Source organism: Sorangium sp. So ce302 (assembly GCF_051530145.1).
In the GTDB taxonomy this organism is placed as follows: Bacteria; Myxococcota_A; Polyangia; order Polyangiales; family Polyangiaceae; genus Sorangium; species Sorangium cellulosum_B.
The window spans coordinates 1,284,354-1,304,106 of sequence record NZ_CP150326.1; the positions used below are offsets into that span (position 1 = coordinate 1,284,354).

The following is a 19,753-nucleotide window of genomic DNA, read 5'->3' on the forward strand; positions in this document are numbered from 1 at the left end:
GGCCCCTCTCTTCGAAACTGGGTCGGGATCCGCATGGCGGCTCCCCTCCACCACTGGAGATAATAGGAAATGGCAGAGACGCATCCCCCTGCGGTCGAGAGCTTCCTGGCCAAGATCAACTCCCGCGAAGCCCAGGTGGGCATCATCGGCATGGGTTATGTCGGCCTGCCGCTGGCGCTCACGTTCATCGAGAAGGGCTTCCGCGTGCTGGGCTTTGACGTGGACCCGGCGAAGGTCACCGCGCTCGGCGAGGGGAAGGGCTACATCAAGCACCTCGATCCCGCGCGCATCGCGGCGGCAGCCAAGACGGGCCGATTGGAGGCGACGGCGGACTTCTCGCGGCTCGGCGAGCCCGACGCCATCCTGATCTGCGTCCCGACTCCGCTGACGGCCCAGCGGGAGCCCGACATGAGCTACGTCGTCGGCTCCGCCCAGAAGATCAAGGAGCGGCTGCGGAAGGGGCAGCTCGTCGTCCTCGAGTCCACCACGTATCCCGGCACGACCGATGAGCTCGTCAAGGGCATCCTCGAGCAATCGGGCCTGCGCATGGGGCAGGATTTCTACCTCGCCTTCTCGCCCGAGCGCGAGGACCCGGGCAACCGCGATCACAGCACCGCGACCATCCCGAAGGTCGTCGGCGGCGTCGATCGCGCGTCGCTGGTCCTCTCGCAGGCGCTCTACTCGCAGGCGATCGCGCGCGTCGTGGCCGTCTCCTCGGCGCGCGCGGCCGAGGCGGCGAAGCTGACCGAGAACATCTTCCGGGCCATCAACATCGCCCTCGTGAACGAGCTCAAGGTCGTCTACGACGCCATGGGCATCGACGTCTGGGAGGTGCTCGACGCCGCGTCGACCAAGCCGTTCGGCTTCATGCGGTTCAACCCCGGCCCGGGCTGGGGCGGCCACTGCATCCCGCTCGACCCGTTCTACCTCGCGTGGAAGGCGCGCGAGTACGGCGTGTCCACCAAGTTCATCGAGCTCGCGGGCGAGGTGAACGTCGAGATGCCGCACTACGTCGTCAACAAGCTCCAGCTCGCGCTGAACGAGCGCGGCAAGGCGATGAAGGGCACGAAGGTCCTGCTGCTCGGCGTCGCCTACAAGAAGGACATCGACGACCCGCGCGAGAGCCCCGCGTTCGAGATCATCGAGCTCCTGCGCAAGCTCGGGGCCGTGCTGAGCTTCCACGACCCGCACGTCCCCAAGCTGCCGCGCATGCGCACCTGGCCGCATCTGCCGGAGCTCTCGTCCGTCCCCCTCAACGAGGACACGCTCAAGAGCCACGACGCGGTCATGATCGTCACCGACCATTCGGTGGTCGATTACGATCTGGTGCTGAACCACGCCGCCCTGATCGTCGACGCCCGTGGCGTCTACCGCGCGGCGAACCCCAAGGTGGTCAAGGCCTGACGGAGGGCGAGGGCGCCCCGAGCGGCGCGGGCAGGCGTCGCACGCCAGCGCGGCGGTCCTGGTGACCAGGCATCCAGCGGCGGCGTCCTTGCCGTGTCGCCGCTGGCCCCGTGGCGTGTCGCTCGATTCCCGCGCTGTGGGCGGCGCGCCGCGGGCATCGCCGTAGCGCCCACGCCACGGCGCGGGCGCCACGGCGGAGCTCCTGGGTGACTCCTCGGCAACCGCGAGGAGCTCCGCGTGTCCTCGCGACCTCGTAGCCGCGTCACCTTGTATCCGCGTATCCTCGTCACCACGTATCCTCGTGACCCGGCAACCCCGTAACGCCGTAACCCGGTAACCCGGTAACCGACGGTAACCGATGCAGCTCTTGCCGAGCTCGCGAAATCGCGAGCATCCCCTTGATGTCAGGGCGCCGGTTCGGTACCCATCAAAGACGGTCCATGTCCACGCCGCCGCCCATGGTCGGGCCAGGTCGAACGATGTCGCCTGCAGATGACAGCCTGGGCCCTGCGCCGTCGAGCTCGGATTGGAAGGGCCACCTGGAGATCCGGCTCGGCGATCTCCCGGGGACGCGACGGCCGCTGACGGAGTCCCACATCGTCATCGGCAGGGCGCCGGGCGTGCAGCTCACGCTCGACCACTACACGGTCTCACGGCGCCACGCGGAGCTCTTCTGCGATCCGTTCGGCCGGTGGTGGATCCGCGACCTCGGCAGCACCAACGGAACGCTCGTCAACGACGAGCGGATCAACGAGAAGGTGCTGAAGCCGGGCGATCGCATCGGGATCGGCGACTACATCCTCGAGTTCCAGCTCACGGCGCGGGCCCCTCGTGTGCCGATCGACCCGGGCGGCCTCCATTTCGAGGAGGACAAACCGACCGCGATCCGCAAGCTCGGCGAGCTCGACCCTCCGCGGATCGCGGCGAAGCACCTGTTCACCCTGATGGACCTGTCGCGGCGGCTCCTCAGCATCGAGGACGCGACGGATCGGTTCGACGCGCTCTGCCAGCTGATGGTCCGCGAGGACTTCCACGGCAGCATGGCGCTCGCGCTGCGGCTCCGGCAGAACGGCGCGCTGACGATCCTGTCCGGGCCGCACCGCCCGTTCCAGTCGCTCCGGCGCGAGGACTCCGTCGCCCCGCCGTACATCTCGCGCCGCGTGCTCGCGGCGGTGCAGGACACGCGCGAGCCGGTGCTGGCCGGAAACCTGGTCAGCGACAGCGCCACGGTCGAGCTCACGATGTCGCGCGACGTCATGGCCCTCTGGGTCGTGGCCTGTCCGCTGCGCGTCGAGGAGCAGATGATGAACCTGCTCTACGTGACCCTGCCGCCCGACTTCGGCAGCGTCGAGTGGCTCGGGCTCATCGCGCTCGCGGCGGAGGTCTATCAGCAGGCCGAGTCGGCCTGGGAGGCGCGGCGCCACGCGCAGGCGCACGCGGCGATCGAGCGCGAGCTCGAGATGGCGCACCAGATCCAGCGGACCTTCGTCCCGAAGCGGCTGGAGTTCAAGGCGCTGGACGTGGCGCTCGGCTTCGAGCCGTGCCGGTGGGTCGGGGGCGACTACGTGGACATCGTCCCGATGCCGGACGGCCGCATCATGCTCGCCGTGGCGGACGTCTGCGGCAAGGGGCTCCAGGCCGCGCTCATCGGCTCGAGCGTCCACACGATGGTGCGCGCGACGGTCGACGCCGGCCGCGGGATCACGGGCATGATGGACCGGCTGAACGCCTACCTCTGCGAGTACCTGCCGGAGCACTCGTTCGTCACGATGGTGGCCGTCGCCCTCGACCCCGCGACGGGCCGCATGGAGTGCGTCAACGCAGGGCACCCGCCGGCGCTGGTGGCGACCGCGGAGGGCGGACTGCGGCACCTCCAGGCGGCCGTCAACCCGGCGCTCGGGGTCGGCCTGGTGCCGATGGAGGCGCACCAGAGCGTGCTCGCGCCGGGCGAGGTGCTCGCGATGTACACCGACGGGCTCACCGAGCTGCGCAACTCGTCGAAGCAGATGCTCGGCCTGCACGCGCTCGGCACGGGCTTCGCCAAGCTCTGCGCCACCAGCGCTGGCCGCCCGGTCGCGTCGATCGCCGACAAGCTCACGCACATGCTCGAGGAGTTCCGCGGCGACCAGCTGCCCGAGGACGACAGGGCCTTCCTCCTCGCGCGGCGCACCTGAGCGCGCCGCGGTCGGCCGCCCGGCGGAGCCCCTGAGCGCGCCCCGTCGCGCTCAGCGGGCGGCGTCGCCCGCGCCAGCCGACGCCGGCGCCTCGCCCTCCAGCGGCTCGCTCGGCGTCGGCTCCCGGCGCGGCGTTCCGGAAGGGCCTGCCGAGCCGAAGGGCTGGGTCATCAAGATGCGCGAGCCCGGCGCCATCTGCCGCGGGAACGCGCCCGACACGGACAGGAGGAGCGTGTTCCGGACGACGCGCGTGTCGGGGAGCTCCGCCGTCCTTGCCTCGGTGCGCTGGTTCGCGTGCTGGTACCGGAGCGCGAGCGCAAAGTCGGGGATGAGGATGACGGGGCTCCAGAGCAGTCCGACATCGGTGAGCACCGCGAGCGTCGTCGGCCCCGTGTCGAGATCCCCCTCCGCGTTCGTCTCGAGAGGCTGCGAGAGCTGCGCGCTGGCCGAGCCCTCGACCGACAGGTGCCAGGCGGGGCGGATGGGCACGGCGGCGCGGAGCGTCAGCATATGGGAGAGCTGGATCTGCTGCAGGAAGACGTTCGGCGTGGCCGCGTAGGTGTACGCGAGCTCGGCCGCGTCGCCCCGCTCGTGCAAGTAGCGCAGCGCCGCGAGCCCGCTCGGGCGCACGAGCGACCCGGCGCCGCCCGCCAGGTCCGTCGCGACGACCCCGCCGAGGTCGAGCTGGCTCGAGAAGCGACGCCCGAGGTCGTGCTGCCAGCTCGCCACGAGCGTGCTGAGGAGCTGGTCGCGCGACGTGTACGTGTCTTCGGTCGTGGGATCGGTGTCGGTGACCGGAACGTTGTCGAAATGGGTGTAGCCGACCGATAGCGCGAGGGCCGCGACGTCGTGACGGAAGCTTCGGTTCGCGTTCAGCGTGTTCGTCACGCTGTACGTGCGCTGCGGGCGATCCAGGAGCGGGTTGTAGACGGCGAACGTCGCCGCCTGCCCGAGCGACCAGACCGGCGAGGGCTGGAACGAGAACCCCTCGTTGAACGACCCCTGCACGAAGTTCGTCGTCCCGCCCGCGTTGCCCTGGAGCGTCGTGGTCCCCGGCGTCTGCTCGAGCTGGAACGTGTTGAGCTGGCCTTGCGACCCGGACGCCCCGAGCGTCAGCGAGGTCCTCGGCGACGTGACGAAGCGGCCGGTCCACGCGGCCACGTTCGAATACGAGCTCGCCTCCGCGTGCCGGAAGAAGAGGCTCGTCGAGAACGTGTAGGAGAGCGTCTGGGCGGTCCGCGGCGTCGTGTAGGTGAAGATCAGGCCGGGGCTCGCGGTCGCGAGGCCGTCGGCGTCGGGACCGGGCCCGGCAGGGGGCTCGGCCGCGGAGGTCACGTTGTCGGTGACGCCGATCGACCCGGTGAAGACGCCGTGGAGGGTTGCGTCCTGCGCCCGGGCGTCGTGGTGGGTGAGGATCGCGCAGCCGAAGGCCGCGACCGCAATACCTCGTCCGGAGCGCATGAGGGCTGCAAGGTAACAATGGAGCCGGCGCTCGGCTATGCCTCCCCGACCTTTCGGCGCAAGGAGGCGAACGCCGCGCGCCGGCCGTTCAGGCGTCGAGAAGGACGACACCGAGGATGGGCGCCGGCCGGAGCTGCTCGATGGCCTGGCGGATCGCCTTGCGGGTCGACTTCTTGACCAGCGAGGTCAGGATCACGCCGTCCACCGAGTCGCCGATGACGTTCAGGTCCATGCTGCCGAGCACCGGCGGCGTGTCGATGATGATGTACGAGTAGCCCGCGCGCTTGAGGCTCTCGATCGCGGTCGAGAACGCCACCCCGTCGAAGATCGGCGGCCGCTCCGTGCGCGGATCGACGGCCAGGATGTGGACGGGCGTCTGGAGGGCGAGCCTCGCGTCGGGCGACCTGCCGCCCATCGGCGCGGCGTTCCTGTCCGACGACGACTCGCCGCCGTCGTCGCCGGGCGTCACGGCGGGCGCCGCCTGATCGACGACGACCCAGGGCGCGAACCGGTCGTTGACGTGGCGCTGGAGCTGCTCCGTGAAGCAGCTCGGGGGCTCGAACCGCAGCGCCTTCGCGATGCCGGGCTTGCGGATGTTCGCCTCGACGAGGAGGATCTTCCCGCGGACGGTCTCGCGGAGCGCGAGCGCGAGGTTGATGGCGCACGACGTCTTGCCCTCGCCGGGCCCTGCGCTCGTCACGGCGATGGTGATCCCCGAGCCCGTCGGCAGCTTGCGCCGGAGCGTCCGGTACGCGTCGGCCTGGGGCGAGTAGGGCGCGCGGAGCATCACGATGTTCGGATCCACGGCGTCCGGCATCGGCACGGGGCGCACGGTGATCTCGCCCGGGCCGCGCAGCGACTCCTCCTGAAGCAACCCGGCGTTCTCCGGTGTGGTGGGCAGGGAGCGCAGCTGCTCGATGTGCAGCGACGGCGGCTCCTCGAACGTCGGATCCAGCGACTGCAGCTTCGCGTCCACGGCCTGGTGCGCCGGGGTCGACACCACGCGGTTGAAGATCAGGGAGGGCGGCGAGTTGAACGTGCTGGTGAGCGAGCGCTCGATCGGCCTCTCGGGCGGCGGCTGCTGCGGCGGCGGCGGCTGATGCGGCTGCGGCACCTCGCGCACCGTCACCTCGCGCGCCGCGGGCGGCACCACGCGATCGAAGACGAGCGACGGAGGCGAGGGGAACGCGCCGCTGAACGATCGCTCGAGGGACGGCGCTCCCCCGGGGGGCGCCCCCGCGTCCCGGACCCCCACGTCGCGCGCCGGCGAGGCGATGACCCGCTCGATCGGCACCGGCAGCGCTGGCGAGCTGCCCGGCCTCCCGCCGCTCGATACGAGCCCAGGGCTGCTCAGCGTCGCGCTCAGATCGGCGACACGCGCGATCGCGGGGGATGAGCCTTGCCGCTCGGGGCCGGGCGGCAGCGCCGGCGCGGGCATGCCGAGCACCGTCGCGGTACCCGGGTGCGCGCGGTGCTCCCCGTGGTTCGCCGCGGGACCCCCGAGGAAGAGCGCCGTCGCTGGCGACGGCCCCCTGAGCGGCTGCTGCGCGCCGGGGTGAGCGCCCGGCGCCTGCGCGGCGCCGAGGCGCAGCCCCATCGCCTGCGGGTGCTGCAGCGGCGAAGGGGGCAGATCTTGCCGGATGGTCGGCGAGTCGAACGCGGCGCTCGGGTCGTCCTGGCTGGAGCTCGGGCGCTCCGCCGAGACCACGTCCTCCGCGTCGTTCGCGAGGCGCAGGACGCGGGCGATCATCTCCTCGCGCACGTCCGGATCCGGCGCGATCGAGCGCCAGTTGCCGACCACGTTGCGGAGCCGGCGCGCCTCGATGACGAGGGCGCGGACCCGCGCGGTCTGCTCCGCGCGACTCAGGAAGTCGCAGACCTGATCGAGCGCCCGCTCGAGGGAAGCGACCGGCGGGGGCTTTCCCGGCTCAGCTCCGCCTGCCTCAGCCACGGCGCCCTCGGGGCGCGCGCGCGGCGGGCGGAACGACGACGAGCACCGGAGCGAGCGCCATTCGATCGATATCTTCCATGTCGTAAACCCGATCATCGAACACGATGCCACGCGCCGCGGCGGCCGCGATGCCGGCCGCAACGGACAAGAACAGCCCGCCGATGGCGATGATCAACCGCGACGGGCTCGACGGCGCGCTCGGCCGGTACGCCGGGTCGAGCACCTCGATCTGCGCCGAGTAGCCGCCCTGCTCCGAGCTCGCGGCGATCTCCGCGCGGAACGACTTGCCCTCGAGGTCGGAGAGGCGCTGCTGCGCGCGCGCCTTCTCGCGGCTGAGCCGCGACCAGTCGGTCTCGGTGTTGATGATCTGCTTCGCCGCCTCGCTCGCGTCGGCCGCGTTGCCCTTCTTCGCGCCCCTGCGCACCGCGATCTCCCGCTCGAGAGCGGCGAGCTGGGACTTGATCTTCGCCTTCTCGGCCTCGTCGGTCGCGGGGACCTCCACCACCGGGTCCGGCGGCAGGACGAGCGCCTGCTCGGCGCGCCGCAGCGCCGCCTCGGCGTTGGTCACGCGGGCCGCCGCCGCCCGGACGTCGGGGTGCTGCTCGGTGAAGCGGGACTGCTTGTCGGCCAGATCCCGCCGCGCGGTGGCGAGCTCTTGCTCGGCCTGATCCCGCTGCCGGGTGAGCGCGGGGGAGGGCACCCCGGCGGCGCTCGCCGCCGGCTGCTCCGGCTTGCCGGTGAGCCGGCTGCGCAGGCGGGGCACCTGCCGCTCGAGCGCCTCGAGGGTCGGGTCGGTCCCTGTGGCGCGCCGCTCCCGCTCGCGGATGGCGGCGCCGCCCTGCGAGCCGCCGGGTGTGGATTGCTCGGTAGCGAACTCGGGGTGCTCGGCCAGGAACGCCGCGAGCTCGGCCTCGGCCTTCTCGACGTCCTGCTCGGCGCGCTTCAGCTCGGCGTCGAGGAACTCGTTCGTCAGCTTCGCCTGCGACCTGCGCATGCGGGTCGTCTCCTCGACGAGGATGTCCGCGAGCCGCTGCGTCACCTCCTGCGCCTGCTCGCGCGTCTCTCCTTCGGCCGAGATCGCGAAGGTGTCCTGCGAGCGGGCCTTGAAGGTGATCTTGGCGCGGAGCCGATCGACCGCGTCGACCATGCCCCGCTTCTCGAGGACGTCGGGGAAGAGGTTGAACTCCGTCACGACCTTCTCGAGGTTGGAGCGCGCGAGCAGCGTCTCCTTGAGCCGCGCGGAGAGGGTGCGGAGCGGGTCGGGCCCGTCGGGCCCGAGGTACGTCGCCTTGACGCCCTCGCGGTAGAAGATCACGGTCTCGGAGCGGTACGCGGGCTTCCTCGACTGCACGACGAGCACCGTGAACCCGAGCCCCGCGATCGCCACCAGCACCGCCACGTACCAGTGCGCCAGCGTCCGGTTGATCATCGCGCTGACGCTGGGCGGCTGCGGACCTGCAGGCCGCGCCGCTGCGTCGGCGGGGATCGCCCCGAGCGCCTCCTGGGGCGGGGTAGGCCCGGAGAGCTGCTGGTTCATCTTCTTGTCCATGGTCCCCGCTCCTCGAAGGTTGCCTTGCTCCGCCCGGTCCGGAGAACGCGCACCCCGGTCAGGCAGGCTGGTTGGCTATGGTAGACGTGCGACGCCCGAGCGCCAGCTTGTTGCACCCAGCTCCGGCTGTGCCCGCTGCGCGCAACCCCACGCCTAACACGCCCCCAGTACGCGCAGCACGCGCAACCAGCACCACGGCGACAGGGGGCACCGCCCGGGCGACGCCAGCCGCGCTGCACCGTCCGCGCGACACCTGCCGCGCGGCGCTGCCACCGCAACCGTTGTCGACGGGTGGGCCGGGGGGCCGGGGTGGCGGCGCGCGCGCCGCCACCGAGCGTCACGTGGGGAACACCCGATCGAGGCGCAGCAGGCGGAAGATCGCGCGCGGCTGATCCCTCAGCCCGACGATGCGCACCTGGCCGCCGTTGGCCCGTACCCGCTTGAACAGCGAGACGATGACGCCGACGCCCGAGCTGTCGATCAGCCGGAGGGACGAGAGCTCGAGCGTGATGTTCTGCCGGTTCTCGGCCACCAGCTCGTCCACCAATGTCCTGAACTCCGGTGCGGTCACTGCGTCGAGGGTCCCCTCGAACTGCACGACCGTCTCACTACCGTTATCGGTCCGCGTATAACTCATTGGATTTTGATTCCCCCTGCGGCGCGGGTCGCGCCCGAACGGGAGACGCTCCGCATTCGAAAACTGCTCGTCCGATGCCCTGTCGCCCCGGCGAAATCGGCGTCGGAATGCTCTTGTTCGCTGCTGCCTTCACCCCCGTCGCCGGCAATACACGAGCTGCCCTCCCTCCGTTTCACAAGACGGAGGACATTCGGACTGCCGGGACAGTAGTCGACCTCATCCATGAACGACTTGATGATGAAGAGCCCCATCCCGGACTCGGGGAGGTCGTCGATGGGAGGGTTGTCGATGGCCGCGGGATCGAAGCTGCAGCCCGTGTCCATCAAACGGATGATAATGCCGTCCGCGTCGGACTCGATCTCGATGTCGACGTCGCCCGGCGGGCCAGCGCGGTATCCGTGAATCGCGATGTTGTTGAACGCCTCGCCGAACGCCGAGACGGTCTGGTCCTCGAAATCCTCCTGGGTGAGGCCGGGCGACCCGCCCTCGACCCTCCCCGGCGCGGCCATCTTGCATGCGGCCGCCACCACGCGGAGGGCGAGGTGGCGATAGGTCAACGAACCTGGTACGCGGAGTCGGATCACGCCCAAACCTCCATCCGAGCTTGTACCCTACCACGTTCTCGACTATGGGAGCCACAAGGTAAACAGTGACACCTGGCGTTCGTGTAGCGAAACGTGCGATCGACATCGCGGGCTCGCTCGTGGGTCTCACGCTGACCCTCCCGCTCTACCCCCTCATCGGCGCGGCTATCTACCTCGAGTCGCCCGGGCCGATCTTCTACATGCAGCGCCGTGCCGGGATGCTCATCGGCACGGAAGTGCGGGACGGCGTGGCCTACCCGCGGTTCGTCGAATTCCACATGCGCAAATTTCGTTCCATGCGCGTGGATGCCGAGAAGTTGACGGGGGCCGTGCTCGCCCAGCAGGACGACCCGCGCATCACCCGGGTCGGCCGCTTCCTGCGCAAGACGCGCCTCGATGAGATCCCGCAGTTCTGGAGCGTGCTCATGGGCGACATGAGCATCGTGGGGCCGCGCCCCGAGCGCCCCGAGCTGCTCGTCAACCTCGCGCTCGCCATTCCCTTCTTCGAGGAGCGGATGCGCGACATCAAGCCGGGCATCACGGGGCTCGCGCAGGTGTCGCTCGGGTATACCGGACGCGCTCCGGCGGAGAGCGAGGTCGCCGCGTTCGAGGCGACGCTGACGAACCCGTTCGGCCTCGAGGAGGCGGAGGGGGCCGAGGCCGACGACATGCGGATGAAGCTGCTCTTCGATCTCGCGTACGCCGCGTCGCTCGAGAAGCTCTCGACGTTCCTGCAGATGGAGCTCTCGATCATCGTGAAGACGCCGCTCGTGATGGTCCTCGGCCTCGGGCGCTGAGCGGGCCCCGGCCCGGCGCGGGCGTCGCGGCCGCGATGCTCCGTGCGTCATGGCGCTGAACCGGGGCAACTTCCCGCGGCTGTACTAACCCCTCTTGCTGAGCACGACGATCACGAGCACCAGGGCGAGATCGGCCAGGATGAGCCGGTAGACGTCGCGCTTCTCGAGCCGGATCGAGAAGTTCGGATCGACGCTCCTGATGGCGGAATACAGCGCCCCCGCCAGGCCGAAGTAGATCCAGAGCACGTAGTGGTAGGTGAACGAGAGGAAGAAGATCCCGACCATCATCCCGCAGAACCCGGCCATGATCGCCATGGACCAGGCGCGGATCGCCGCGAACTGGGCGCCGTGCTCGTACCGCTTGAGCGCGACCAGCGAGATCTTGAGGGTGAGGTAGATCATCGCCGTCCACGCGAACATCCCGAGCGGACCGAGCTCCGAGAGCGCGAGGAGGTACGCGTTGTGCGCGGTGAGCCAGTGGTGCTCCGTGAACTGGCGGAAGCCCGCGCCCATCAGCGGGAACATCCGGTAGATATTCAGGCCCTCGCCCAGGATCTCCGTGCGCTCGTTCGCTGACTCATCCGCCTCGCCCCCGCCGCGGCCGCCGAGCATCATGAGCGGCGCCGCGCAGATCGCGCCGAAGATCGCGCCGCGGATGCCGTACTTCTTGACGAAGTAGACGCCCAGCACCGTCGCGAAGACGAGCTGGCCGCCCCGGGACTGCGTGAGGATGATCGCGGTCGCGATGAGGAGGAGCGAGCCGAAGACCATGAGCGCGCGCGTGAAGGAGCGCTTCTGCTCGAACATCGCGAAGCTGAACGGCAGCACGATGCCCGCCGTGAGCGCGAGCTCGTTCGGATCCTGGAGCACGCCGCGCCAGCGCACGCGGCCGTTGATCGTCGACGTCTTGAAGAGGCCGACGCGCTCGCACAGGTACTCGACCTCGGGATCGGCGCCCGGCCCCTCGCGGCAGTCCACGCGGAGCTCGCAGGAGCGGCCGTCGGGGATGCCCGCCTCGCCGCGCGAGCCTCCGATGGTCTGCGTCATCGCCAGGCACTGAAACGAGGAGAACCCCTGGTGGATCGCGACGCCCGCCACGAAGAGGCCCATGATGAGCACCGTGGCGGCGAGCTTCTGGAACCCTTTGAAGCCGTCGGGGCTGTGCCCGATCAGGAAGAAGAGGACGAACGTCACGCTGATCGAGACGAACCCCTCGGTGAACTCGGCGGGGTTCCGGAAGCCCAGCGTGAGCACGCACCAGGAGTAGACGACGATGGCCCACCGGAGCTGCGGGGTCGCCTTCAGCCTGACCTTGCCCATCGCGAGGTCGAGGCCCATGCCCATGAAGGCGAGGCCGAGCCAGAGGTACAGGAACGGCAGGCTCTCGAAGCGCTCGTCCCACTCCTGAGGCCTGCCGTAGATGAAGACGATGAGAAGGATGACCCCGGGGAGCGCGAGCATGTCGAGGGTCCTCGGCGGAGACGCCGTTCGGGTGGTGGGGGACGTTCCGGAGGATCGCGGCTCGCGTCAAGCGACTTGCGCTCGCTCCCTCCGGCGTGGTTTCCGGGCCCTCGACGCTACGTGCTGAGGCCCACGCGGCGCACGGCCTGGTTCAGGAACGGGACGAACTCATCCGCGGCCCTCGCGTTGCCCGCGCTCGAGGGGTGGTTGTCGGTGTTCCCCTCCGAGCCGTGCAGGGAGAAGTTGGACTCGCCCTTGTTCGTGAGCACGTCGTAGTAATCGAAGACGACGACGTTCTTCTCCGGATAGCCGCTGAGCCAGCCGTCGGGCGACTTGACCCAGTTGTTGAACGAGCGGGCGAGCTCCGCCTGGCGCTGCGCGATCTCGGCGTCGGAGGGCTTCCCGAGGAGCCGCTTCGCGGTCCACTTCCAGGCAGGCTCCTTCGAGCGTTTGAGGACGTTGGCGGGGGCGGTGACGTAGACGAACAGCGTGTCCTTCCGCTTCGCGAGGTCGGGCAGGATGGACGTCAGCGTGGCCTTCGCGTTCCAGACGGTGAGCTCCGGGCCGGCCGGGTTGCCGGGGGCGGAGCCCTCGCCGACGAAGCGGTTGTTGGGATAACAGGACTTGAAGACGACGATCCGGTTCACCACGCCGTCCGGGTGCATCTGGTCGTTCAGCGCGACCCGGAGCACCTTGTCCATCTTGTCGCGGAACTTGGGCGCCCAGTCGAAGAGGTCGGTCTTCTCGCCGATCTCGCTGCCGTAGGAGGCCTCGTGGACGCGGTAGCCCTGCTCCGTGAGCTTCTTCTTGAGCCCGCCTCCGTTCGGGTGCGCCTCGTAGACGCACGACGCCTTCTCCTTCTCGGCGCCCGTCTCCGTGAGGAGCTGGCCGCCGCACGAGTGATGGATGAACAGGAGATCCAGCGGGGTATCGGGCCGGGCGCTCGCGAAGCCGGACAGATCGAGGGAGCCAGCCTTCGCGATGGGGCCGGTCGCGGCCGGCGCCGTGCCCTCGATGGGGATGAACAGGGCGCCCAGCGCGACGAGAAATGCGCCGGCAGAGACGAGTCGCTTCTTGCTCATGGCATCTCCGTACAGGGCGTGGGCAAGGAGAATGGATTATTGCAGCGCGCCACGCCGAGGACAAGCGTGGCGCGGGGGGGCGTCATCGTCGCATTTGCCGTTTGCGACACGGCGCTCAGAAGGTGAGGACGCCGCCCTCGTCGGCCTTGGCGGCCGAGCCGGCGCGGATCGTGATCTCGTCGCCGCCGCCCGCGGGCTTCCTGATCACGTCGTAGGACGCGCCGGGGGAGAGCCCCGTGACGACGTGCTTCGTCACGCCGGGGAGCGAGGTGAACTGCACCTCGGACACAGCGCCCAGCTCGACCGGGAACAGGACCAGCGTGCCCTTCACCGCCGCGCCAGCGAACGGCGTTCCGCGCTTCGTGCGCACGAGCGTCACCGGATCCGCCGTCGCGTTGCCGGCCGCGCCCTGGAGCACGTGCAGGAAGCGCGTGTCCTTCGGCATCGGGGCCGGCGGCTCGACCCGCAGGGTCGCGAGCATCGGCTCGTTCTCGGCCGGCTTGGTGTCCCAGGTGCCCGTCGGCTTGTACGGCTCGGCCACCATGACGGCGCTCTCCGGCAGGAGCGTGGTCACGAAGAGCTTCTGCCCCTTCGCGGTCGTGGCCGTCGCGAGCTTCCCCGCGACCTGCGCCGCGCTCGGCGTCTGCACGAAGAAGCGCTTGAAGCGCCCGTCCTTGCCCGTGGCGGCGCGGTCGTAGAGGACGAGGTGGTCCGGCTTGAGCCACACGAGCGCGCGGCTGACGTGCGTGACGTCGCGGATGTTCTCGTACTCGGAGTTGTAGAGCGGGGTCGCGTCGCCGAGGACATAGACGTAGTCCTGCGCGAAGCTCTTCGCGAGCACCCTGGGATCGCCCGTGTGCACGAGCGGCCACTGGGACCCGCGCCGCCAGAGCTCGCCGCGGTTCGGGTCGTCGTGGCGGCGGTTCCTGTCGTTCTCGACCGTGAGGGTGTTGTGCTGCTCGGAGCTCCCCATGAAGGCGCCGTACCCGACGCGCTCCTTCGTGAGCCACTCGCCGCCGCGGTAGAAGCCGAAGCTGAGGCCGTCGCCGTGCTGGTGGTCGATCTGCTCCCAGCCGAGCTGGAACTGGAGCCACGTGGCCTCGGGCCCCCAGCTCGTCCTCGCGAAGACCTGGCCGAGGCCGGGGCCGTAGTGCGTGAGCGGGGTGGAGGGGCGCGGGTCGGTCGGGGTGACCGCCGGGTCGAGCAGGAGGAAGTACATGATCGAGTGGCGCTTGTGGACCTGGCCGAGCTGCGAGCGGGCGCGCCGCGCGAGGGCCGCGGCGCCGCCCGGGCCGGCGTGGATGGCCATCCAGCGGAGCGCGTTCAGGCGCTCGGCGTTGCCGCTGTTCTCGGCGTGGAGGCCGAGCGCCGCGAACGGGTCGATGTGATCCGTGTACTCGTAGCGCTCCCCGTCGCCCGTCCACGCGGCCTCGTGGGTCGGCCCGAGCCGGCCCGCCGGCGTGGCGGGGCTCAGGCTGTGGAGGTGGGCCGGGATGAACTCGTGCCAGAACGGGTTGCCGTCGAGGTGCACCTGCGGGCCCCACTTCGCCGGATCGGCCTCGCCGGCCGTCTGGATGGCGAGCAGCGTCTCGCTCACGTAGGCCAGCGTCGCGGGGCCGTACTGGAAGCCCTCCGGCGGCGCGCCGCCGCGCGCGTCGTTCCGCAGGACGCTGTCGGTCATGTAAAGCCACGCCCCGGCGACGTTGGCGAAGTAGTCCCTGAGCCGCGGGTAGGTGCCGCTCGGCTTCGGATCCGGCGGATCGTCGGCCTCGTCGAACGCGAGCGACAGGAGCGTCAGGTTGCGCATGTGCGACGTGAAGTAGTTGTTCGCGGCGTACCTGCGCTTCTTCGGCTCCTTCAGCATCGCCGGGTCGTTCAGCTTGCCCACGGGCTCGGGGTGATCGTGGCTCGTCGTCGACGACTTCAGCTGCTCCTCCGCCCAGCGGAGGAAGACGGGCCGTATCGCCGCCTTGTCCTGGGCCGAGAGGTACCCGTAGATCCAGTCGACCGTGAGGCCGAACGACTCGCCGGCCCAGCGGGCGCGGTCGCCGGTCGAGAACCTGCGGACGAAGGGATCCTGCGGATCGCCCTTGTTCACGCGATCGACGATATAGAGAAGGATCTTGCGCGCGCGGGCGGCGTGGTCGTTGCGGGCCGCCTCGTCGCTCGAGACGAGCGACATGAAGGCGAACAGCTCCGCGTGCGCCTCGCAGTAGATGCGGGCGTGGGTGCAGTCGCCCTCCGAGGGGATGTTGCCCTTGTCCATCGCCGCCGCGGCCTCGGCCGTCACGGCGGCGAGCTCCTTGAACAGGGGGTTCGCCTGCGTGGCGCGCGCCCGGAGCTTCGGCAGATCGGCCGCGCGCACCCAGAGCCGGGGGTGCCCCTTGGCCGGCGTGGCCGGCGGCGCGGCCGGCGCGTCGAAGCGCGGCGCCGCGACCGCGAGCGCGGCGGTGGCGGACTGGGTGCCCTCGCCGCTGTGGACCGCCGGGGGCCCCGGGGTCTGCCGCCGGTCGCAGCCGGCGAGGAGACCCGCGAGGCCGAGCGCGAGGCCGAGCGACGCGAGCGACCGCGAGCCCGTCATGTCGCGCGTTCCTTGAGGTACGTGAACGTCCGCTGGAGGCCCTCCTCCGTGGAGACCAGCTGCTTCCACCCGAGCGCCTTCAGCTTCGTGTTGTCGAACCGGTTCCCCTTCCACGAGGTCGCGCTCTTGTAGGGCGTGAAGATGGCCGGCAGCTGCCCCTTCGAGTAGGCGTGGTAGCGCTCGACGAGCTTCGATATCCCGGCGAGGGCGAAGTAGGGCACCGTGAGCGAGCGGATCGGCTTCACCTCGCGCTTGTAGCGGGCGAGGTAGACGTCGGCCGTGGGCAGGTCGTCGTCGTGGACGTTGTAGACCTGCCCCCGCGCGACGTCGCTCCGGCCGGCGACGGCGATCGCCTCCGCGCAGTTGTCGACGTACGACAGCGGGAGGACGTTGCGGCCGCCGAGGTGCAGGAACACGCCGAAGAGGCTCATCCCCACGCGGCTGGAGAAGGCGTTGCCGCCGGGGCCGTAGATGACGCCGGGGCGGAGCACCGTCAGCGGGAAGCCGTAGCGCGCCTGGTACTCCCAGAAGAGCTTCTCCTGCCGGAGCTTCGCCTGCGAGTAGAGATCGCGCTGCGCCGGCCGCGTCTCCAGGGGCGTGTTCTCGTCGACGATGTACCCCCGCGGGAGATCGGCGACGCCGTAGACGCCGAAGGAGCTGACCAGGACGACGCGCGGCGATCGGCCGGTGTGGACGAGCGCCTCGAGCAGGTTCTTCGAGGCGACGACGGTGCTCAGGAACATGTCCGCGGGCGCGCCGCCCATGGCCGCGGCCACGTGGTAGACGACGTCCACGCCCTCGACCGCGCGCTCGGCGGCCTCCTTCGTGGCGAGGGAGCCCACCGCGACCTCGAGGGGGACGCCCCGCCGCTTCTCGATCTCGTCGAGCCGCGAGCGGTTGCTCGCGGGGCGGACGAGGCAGCGGAGGTCGGTCTCGCCGTGGGCGAGCAGCCGGTCGACGAGGGCCGATCCGAGGAAGCCGTTCGAGCCGGTGACAAGGACTTTCATGTGCGCGCCTTCTCCTGCGGGACCTGCCGGAAGATCTCATCCATCATCGACGCGACCCGGATCATGTCCCGGTACGAGATGGGCAGCTCCGCGCCCCGCGTGATGCTGTCGTAGAAGAGGCCGATCAGGCGGTTCAGCCCCGAGAAGAAGTGGAAGTCGCTGCGGGCGAACCGCACCACGTTCTTGCCCCCCTCGCGGAGGTACGAGATGGCCTGATCGAAGGCCGGGACGACGCGCCCGATGGCGCTCGGGAGCTTCGGCGACGCGTCGAGGGTGACCGTGCGGCTCGTGAAGTCGACGTGGAGCGTGTTCTTCGTGCCGTAGATGCGGAGAAAGTGCCCGGGCGGCCGCGCGTGCGACGAGAAGGTCCCGTAGGCGCTGACGCGCGCGCCCTGCACCGTGACGCGGAGCTCGTCGAGCATGTCGTCGCGCGAGTCGCCGAACCGCTTCTCCCGGCGCGCATAGGCGGTCGCGGTGACCTTCGGCTGCTCGTCGTCCACGAACTCGACGATCTTGTTCAGCAGGTGATCGACGTTGTTGTGGAACAGCTTGCCCGGGAGGCGATGGACCCAGTGCGAGCCGTCGCCGAGGAGCGCCGTGCCGAAGGGGCCGGCGAGGTTGTAGCCGAAGCAGCTCTCCACGTGGACGGGATCACCGATCACGCCGTCGCCGACGAGCCTGCGCATCTCGATGGCCGGGGGATCGAACTGGTACTCCCAGCCGACGGTCATCTTCTTCCCGGCGGCGGTGCAGAGCTCGATGAGGCGCCGCACGTCCGCGAGGTTCAGCGCAGTCGGCTTCTCCACGTAGACGTGGGCGCCGGCCTCGATGGCGCGCCGGGCGAGGAACAGGTGCGACTGCGGAGGGGTGGTGATGTGGACGACGTCGGGCTTCTCGACGTCGAGCAACCGGTCGAACGAGTCGTAGTGGCTCGGGATGCCGTAGCGCACCGCGATCTGCTCGGCCATCAGGAGCTCCAGGTCGCATACGGCGACGACCCGAGCCCGCTCCGGCATCTTTTGGATCTCTTCTATGTGGCCGTCGGCGATCTTGCCGCAGCCGACGATCGCGATTTTGAGGGTCATGCGGCGGCGGAGCGTACCGCAACGTGGCAGCCGAGAGCTAGGCTCTCGGCCGGCCCGCGGTCAGCGCGGACGCGTCCAAGCTCCTCCACGCGCGTCCATGCGCGTGGAGGAGCTTGATGACGGTCGCGGCGGCCTCGGGTAGGCTGCGCGGCGCAGCATAAAGAAGGGTGGTGATTCGTGCGCGTGCTCCATGTTCTTCATACGTCGCTGCCTGTCATTGCGGGATACACGATCCGCAGCGACTACATCATCAAGCACCAGGCCGAGCACGGGATGCGGCCGGCGGTGGTGACGTCGGCGCAGCAGGGGTCCGGGGATGCGCTGAAGGACGAGAGCGGCGGCATCTCGTACTGGCGGACGCGCGAGCCTACCGGCAAGAAGCTGCCGCTGGTCAGGGAGCTCCAGCTCGTGCGGGCGCTGGAGGCGCGCGTCGAGGACGCGATCCGGGAGTTTCAGCCCGATCTCGTGCACGCGCACTCGCCGATGCTCGTCGGGCTGCCGGCGCTCGCGGCGGCGCGCCGCTTCGGGCTGCCGCTCGTCTACGAGGTGCGCGACCTCTGGGAGAACGCCTCCGTCGACCGGGGCAAATTCAAAGAGGACTCGGCGCCTTACAAGATCGCGGCCGGCCTCGAGACGATCGTCTACAAGTACGCTGACGCGACGGTGACGATCTGCGAGGCCCTGAAGAGCGCTGTCGCGCCGCGGGTGCGCAGCACGGACGCGCTCCACGTCGTGGGCAACGGCGTCGACTCGGACAAGTTCGCGCCGCGGGAGGCCCCGCCCGGCGCCTGGGAGCGCTTCGGGCTCGCCGGGAAGAAGCTCATCGGCTACGTCGGCACCTTCCAGCCGTACGAGGGGCTCCAGACGCTCATCGCGGCGATCGGCGACATCGCGCGGGAGATCCCGGACGCGCACGTCGTGATCACCGGGGCCGGCGGCCAGGAGATGGAGCTCAAGGCGTTCGCCCGCGAGCGAGGGGTGGAGTCCAAGGTGACCTTCACCGGGCGGGTGCCGCACGACGAGGTGTTCAACATCTACGCGATGGCGAGCCTGCTCGTGTATCCCCGCATCCGGACCCGGACGACCGAGCTGACGACGCCGCTGAAGCCGCTCGAGGCGATGGCCATGGCCCGGCCCGTGATGGTGAGCGACGTCGCGGCCATGGGGGAGCTCGTCCGTTATGGCGAGACCGGGTTCGTCTTCAAGGCGGGCGACAGCGCCGACCTCACGAGGCGGTGTGTGGAGGCGCTCAAGGACCCGGCGCGCCTCGAGCAGGTCGGCAAGAACGCGCGGGCGTGGATCCTCAAGGAGCGGCAGTGGCCCACGCTGCTCTCGCGGTACGAGACCATCTACGAGCAGGCGATCGCCGTGCGGCGCGGACAGGGCAAGTCGCGCGTCGGCGAGCCGCACGCGGCGTGAAGGGCGGCGACCCCAGCCCGGGCTTCCCACGGCCGACGGCCAGCGTCGCTGCCGCGTGAGCGTCGCGATCCCTAGGCGCGTCCTCGCGCGATCCGGGGTATGATCACGCGGCCCCATCCCGCCCCTTCGGGAACTGGCAGGAGGTCTCTCAACGTGTTCGAGATCAAAGTCGACCGGATCATCGCCATGGTGGATTTCGTCCTCGAGGGGCGTGTCCGCCTCGAGGAGATGGAGAACTTCGTCAGCGAGCTGAGGAAGGCGTGCGAGAGCCTCCAGGGCCGGGAGATCAAGATCAAGGCCGATGTCCGCGGGTTCAGGCCGATGTCCCCCGATGTGGCGGAGAAGATCCGCGCCGTCCAGGAGTTCGGCCTGGAGCTCGGGGTGATGCGCGTCGCCGAGATCATCGAGAGCGACATCGTCGCGCTCCAGCTGAACCGCGTGGCGCGCGAGAGCGGCACGGACAAGGTCCTGCGGCGCTTCTGGGACGAGGACGCGGCCCACGAGTGGCTCCTCCACGGTGATCCGGAATGAGCGGCGGGCACCCGCTTCGGATACGGGCCC

The 19,753-nt window shown here is 70.1% G+C and carries 15 protein-coding genes; 5 read left to right on the plus strand and 10 right to left on the minus strand.

The features are described 5' to 3' along the window. Positions 1-69: 69 nt before the first annotated feature. Both WME73_RS04875 and WME73_RS04880 read left to right on the plus strand, forming a co-directional pair. Positions 70-1,404 (plus strand): nucleotide sugar dehydrogenase, encoded by a 1,335-nt coding sequence (locus WME73_RS04875; RefSeq protein ID WP_437744362.1) that lies wholly within the window; start codon positions 70-72, stop codon positions 1,402-1,404. Between the two features lie 479 nt (positions 1,405-1,883). Further along, positions 1,884-3,578, plus strand: coding sequence for a SpoIIE family protein phosphatase (locus WME73_RS04880; protein WP_437549743.1), 1,695 nt, complete (start codon positions 1,884-1,886; stop codon positions 3,576-3,578). A 51-nt stretch (positions 3,579-3,629) separates the two neighbouring features. Here the strand turns inward: WME73_RS04880 and WME73_RS04885 are convergent, their stop codons facing one another. The 5 genes from WME73_RS04885 to WME73_RS04905 form a co-directional block, all read right to left on the minus strand. Next, positions 3,630-5,039 (minus strand): hypothetical protein, encoded by a 1,410-nt coding sequence (locus WME73_RS04885; protein WP_437914904.1) that lies wholly within the window; start codon positions 5,037-5,039, stop codon positions 3,630-3,632. Positions 5,040-5,127: 88 nt separating this feature from the next. Further along, entirely contained in the window at positions 5,128-6,990 is a 1,863-nt protein-coding gene (locus tag WME73_RS04890; protein ID WP_437914905.1) for a hypothetical protein, read from the minus strand. Further along, entirely contained in the window at positions 6,983-8,539 is a 1,557-nt protein-coding gene (locus WME73_RS04895) for a GumC family protein (protein ID WP_437914906.1), read from the minus strand. Before WME73_RS04895 ends, WME73_RS04890 begins: the two co-directional genes overlap by 8 nt. Before the next feature lie 337 nt (positions 8,540-8,876). After that, positions 8,877-9,176, minus strand: a complete 300-nt coding sequence (locus WME73_RS04900; protein WP_012233514.1) for an STAS domain-containing protein — start codon at positions 9,174-9,176, stop codon at positions 8,877-8,879. Next, on the minus strand, positions 9,173-9,760 hold the full coding sequence (locus WME73_RS04905) for an ATP-binding protein (protein ID WP_437327675.1): 588 nt from the start codon (positions 9,758-9,760) through the stop codon (positions 9,173-9,175). The genes WME73_RS04900 and WME73_RS04905 overlap by 4 nt, the downstream gene beginning before the upstream one ends. Positions 9,761-9,825: 65 nt before the next feature. Here WME73_RS04905 and WME73_RS04910 point away from each other — a divergent pair, with 65 nt between their 5' ends. Continuing rightward, a complete protein-coding gene (locus tag WME73_RS04910; RefSeq protein WP_012233516.1) occupies positions 9,826-10,557 on the plus strand; it encodes a sugar transferase in 732 nt (243 codons plus the stop codon). An 84-nt stretch (positions 10,558-10,641) separates the two neighbouring features. On the opposite strand, the gene WME73_RS04915 is transcribed toward WME73_RS04910, so the two are convergent. The 5 genes from WME73_RS04915 to WME73_RS04935 form a co-directional block, all read right to left on the minus strand. Further along, on the minus strand, positions 10,642-12,018 hold the full coding sequence (locus WME73_RS04915) for an O-antigen ligase family protein (RefSeq protein ID WP_437744366.1): 1,377 nt from the start codon (positions 12,016-12,018) through the stop codon (positions 10,642-10,644). A gap of 116 nt (positions 12,019-12,134) precedes the next feature. Continuing rightward, entirely contained in the window at positions 12,135-13,100 is a 966-nt protein-coding gene (locus WME73_RS04920) for a hypothetical protein (RefSeq protein ID WP_437914907.1), read from the minus strand. A gap of 115 nt (positions 13,101-13,215) precedes the next feature. Continuing rightward, positions 13,216-15,681 carry a hypothetical protein gene (locus WME73_RS04925; RefSeq protein WP_437914908.1) on the minus strand — a complete coding sequence of 822 codons (2,466 nt, stop codon included), beginning with the start codon at positions 15,679-15,681 and terminating at the stop codon, positions 13,216-13,218. Continuing rightward, a complete protein-coding gene (locus WME73_RS04930; RefSeq protein ID WP_437744369.1) occupies positions 15,678-16,688 on the minus strand; it encodes an NAD-dependent epimerase/dehydratase family protein in 1,011 nt (336 codons plus the stop codon). The genes WME73_RS04925 and WME73_RS04930 overlap by 4 nt, the downstream gene beginning before the upstream one ends. After that, complete coding sequence (locus WME73_RS04935; RefSeq protein ID WP_437914909.1) at positions 16,685-17,773, minus strand: Gfo/Idh/MocA family protein; 1,089 nt, start codon at positions 17,771-17,773, stop codon at positions 16,685-16,687. Before WME73_RS04935 ends, WME73_RS04930 begins: the two co-directional genes overlap by 4 nt. Positions 17,774-17,950: 177 nt before the next feature. On the opposite strand from WME73_RS04935, the gene WME73_RS04940 reads away from it, so the two are divergent. Next, on the plus strand, positions 17,951-19,192 hold the full coding sequence (locus tag WME73_RS04940; protein ID WP_437914910.1) for a glycosyltransferase: 1,242 nt from the start codon (positions 17,951-17,953) through the stop codon (positions 19,190-19,192). A gap of 153 nt (positions 19,193-19,345) precedes the next feature. Further along, positions 19,346-19,723, plus strand: coding sequence for an STAS/SEC14 domain-containing protein (locus tag WME73_RS04945; RefSeq protein ID WP_272100194.1), 378 nt, complete (start codon positions 19,346-19,348; stop codon positions 19,721-19,723). Positions 19,724-19,753 lie beyond the last annotated feature (30 nt).

Coding starts and splice junctions, on each gene's coding strand:
- WME73_RS04930 (WP_437744369.1), bottom strand. CDS start 16,688: ATGAAAGTCCTTGTCACCGGCTCGAACGGCTTCCTCGGATCGGCCCTC.
- WME73_RS04885 (WP_437914904.1), bottom strand. CDS start 5,039: ATGCGCTCCGGACGAGGTATTGCGGTCGCGGCCTTCGGCTGCGCGATC.
- WME73_RS04935 (WP_437914909.1), bottom strand. CDS start 17,773: ATGACCCTCAAAATCGCGATCGTCGGCTGCGGCAAGATCGCCGACGGC.
- WME73_RS04920 (WP_437914907.1), bottom strand. CDS start 13,100: ATGAGCAAGAAGCGACTCGTCTCTGCCGGCGCATTTCTCGTCGCGCTG.
- WME73_RS04900 (WP_012233514.1), bottom strand. CDS start 9,176: ATGAGTTATACGCGGACCGATAACGGTAGTGAGACGGTCGTGCAGTTC.
- WME73_RS04915 (WP_437744366.1), bottom strand. CDS start 12,018: ATGCTCGCGCTCCCCGGGGTCATCCTTCTCATCGTCTTCATCTACGGC.
- WME73_RS04880 (WP_437549743.1), top strand. CDS start 1,884: ATGTCGCCTGCAGATGACAGCCTGGGCCCTGCGCCGTCGAGCTCGGAT.
- WME73_RS04925 (WP_437914908.1), bottom strand. CDS start 15,681: ATGACGGGCTCGCGGTCGCTCGCGTCGCTCGGCCTCGCGCTCGGCCTC.
- WME73_RS04875 (WP_437744362.1), top strand. CDS start 70: ATGGCAGAGACGCATCCCCCTGCGGTCGAGAGCTTCCTGGCCAAGATC.
- WME73_RS04895 (WP_437914906.1), bottom strand. CDS start 8,539: ATGGACAAGAAGATGAACCAGCAGCTCTCCGGGCCTACCCCGCCCCAG.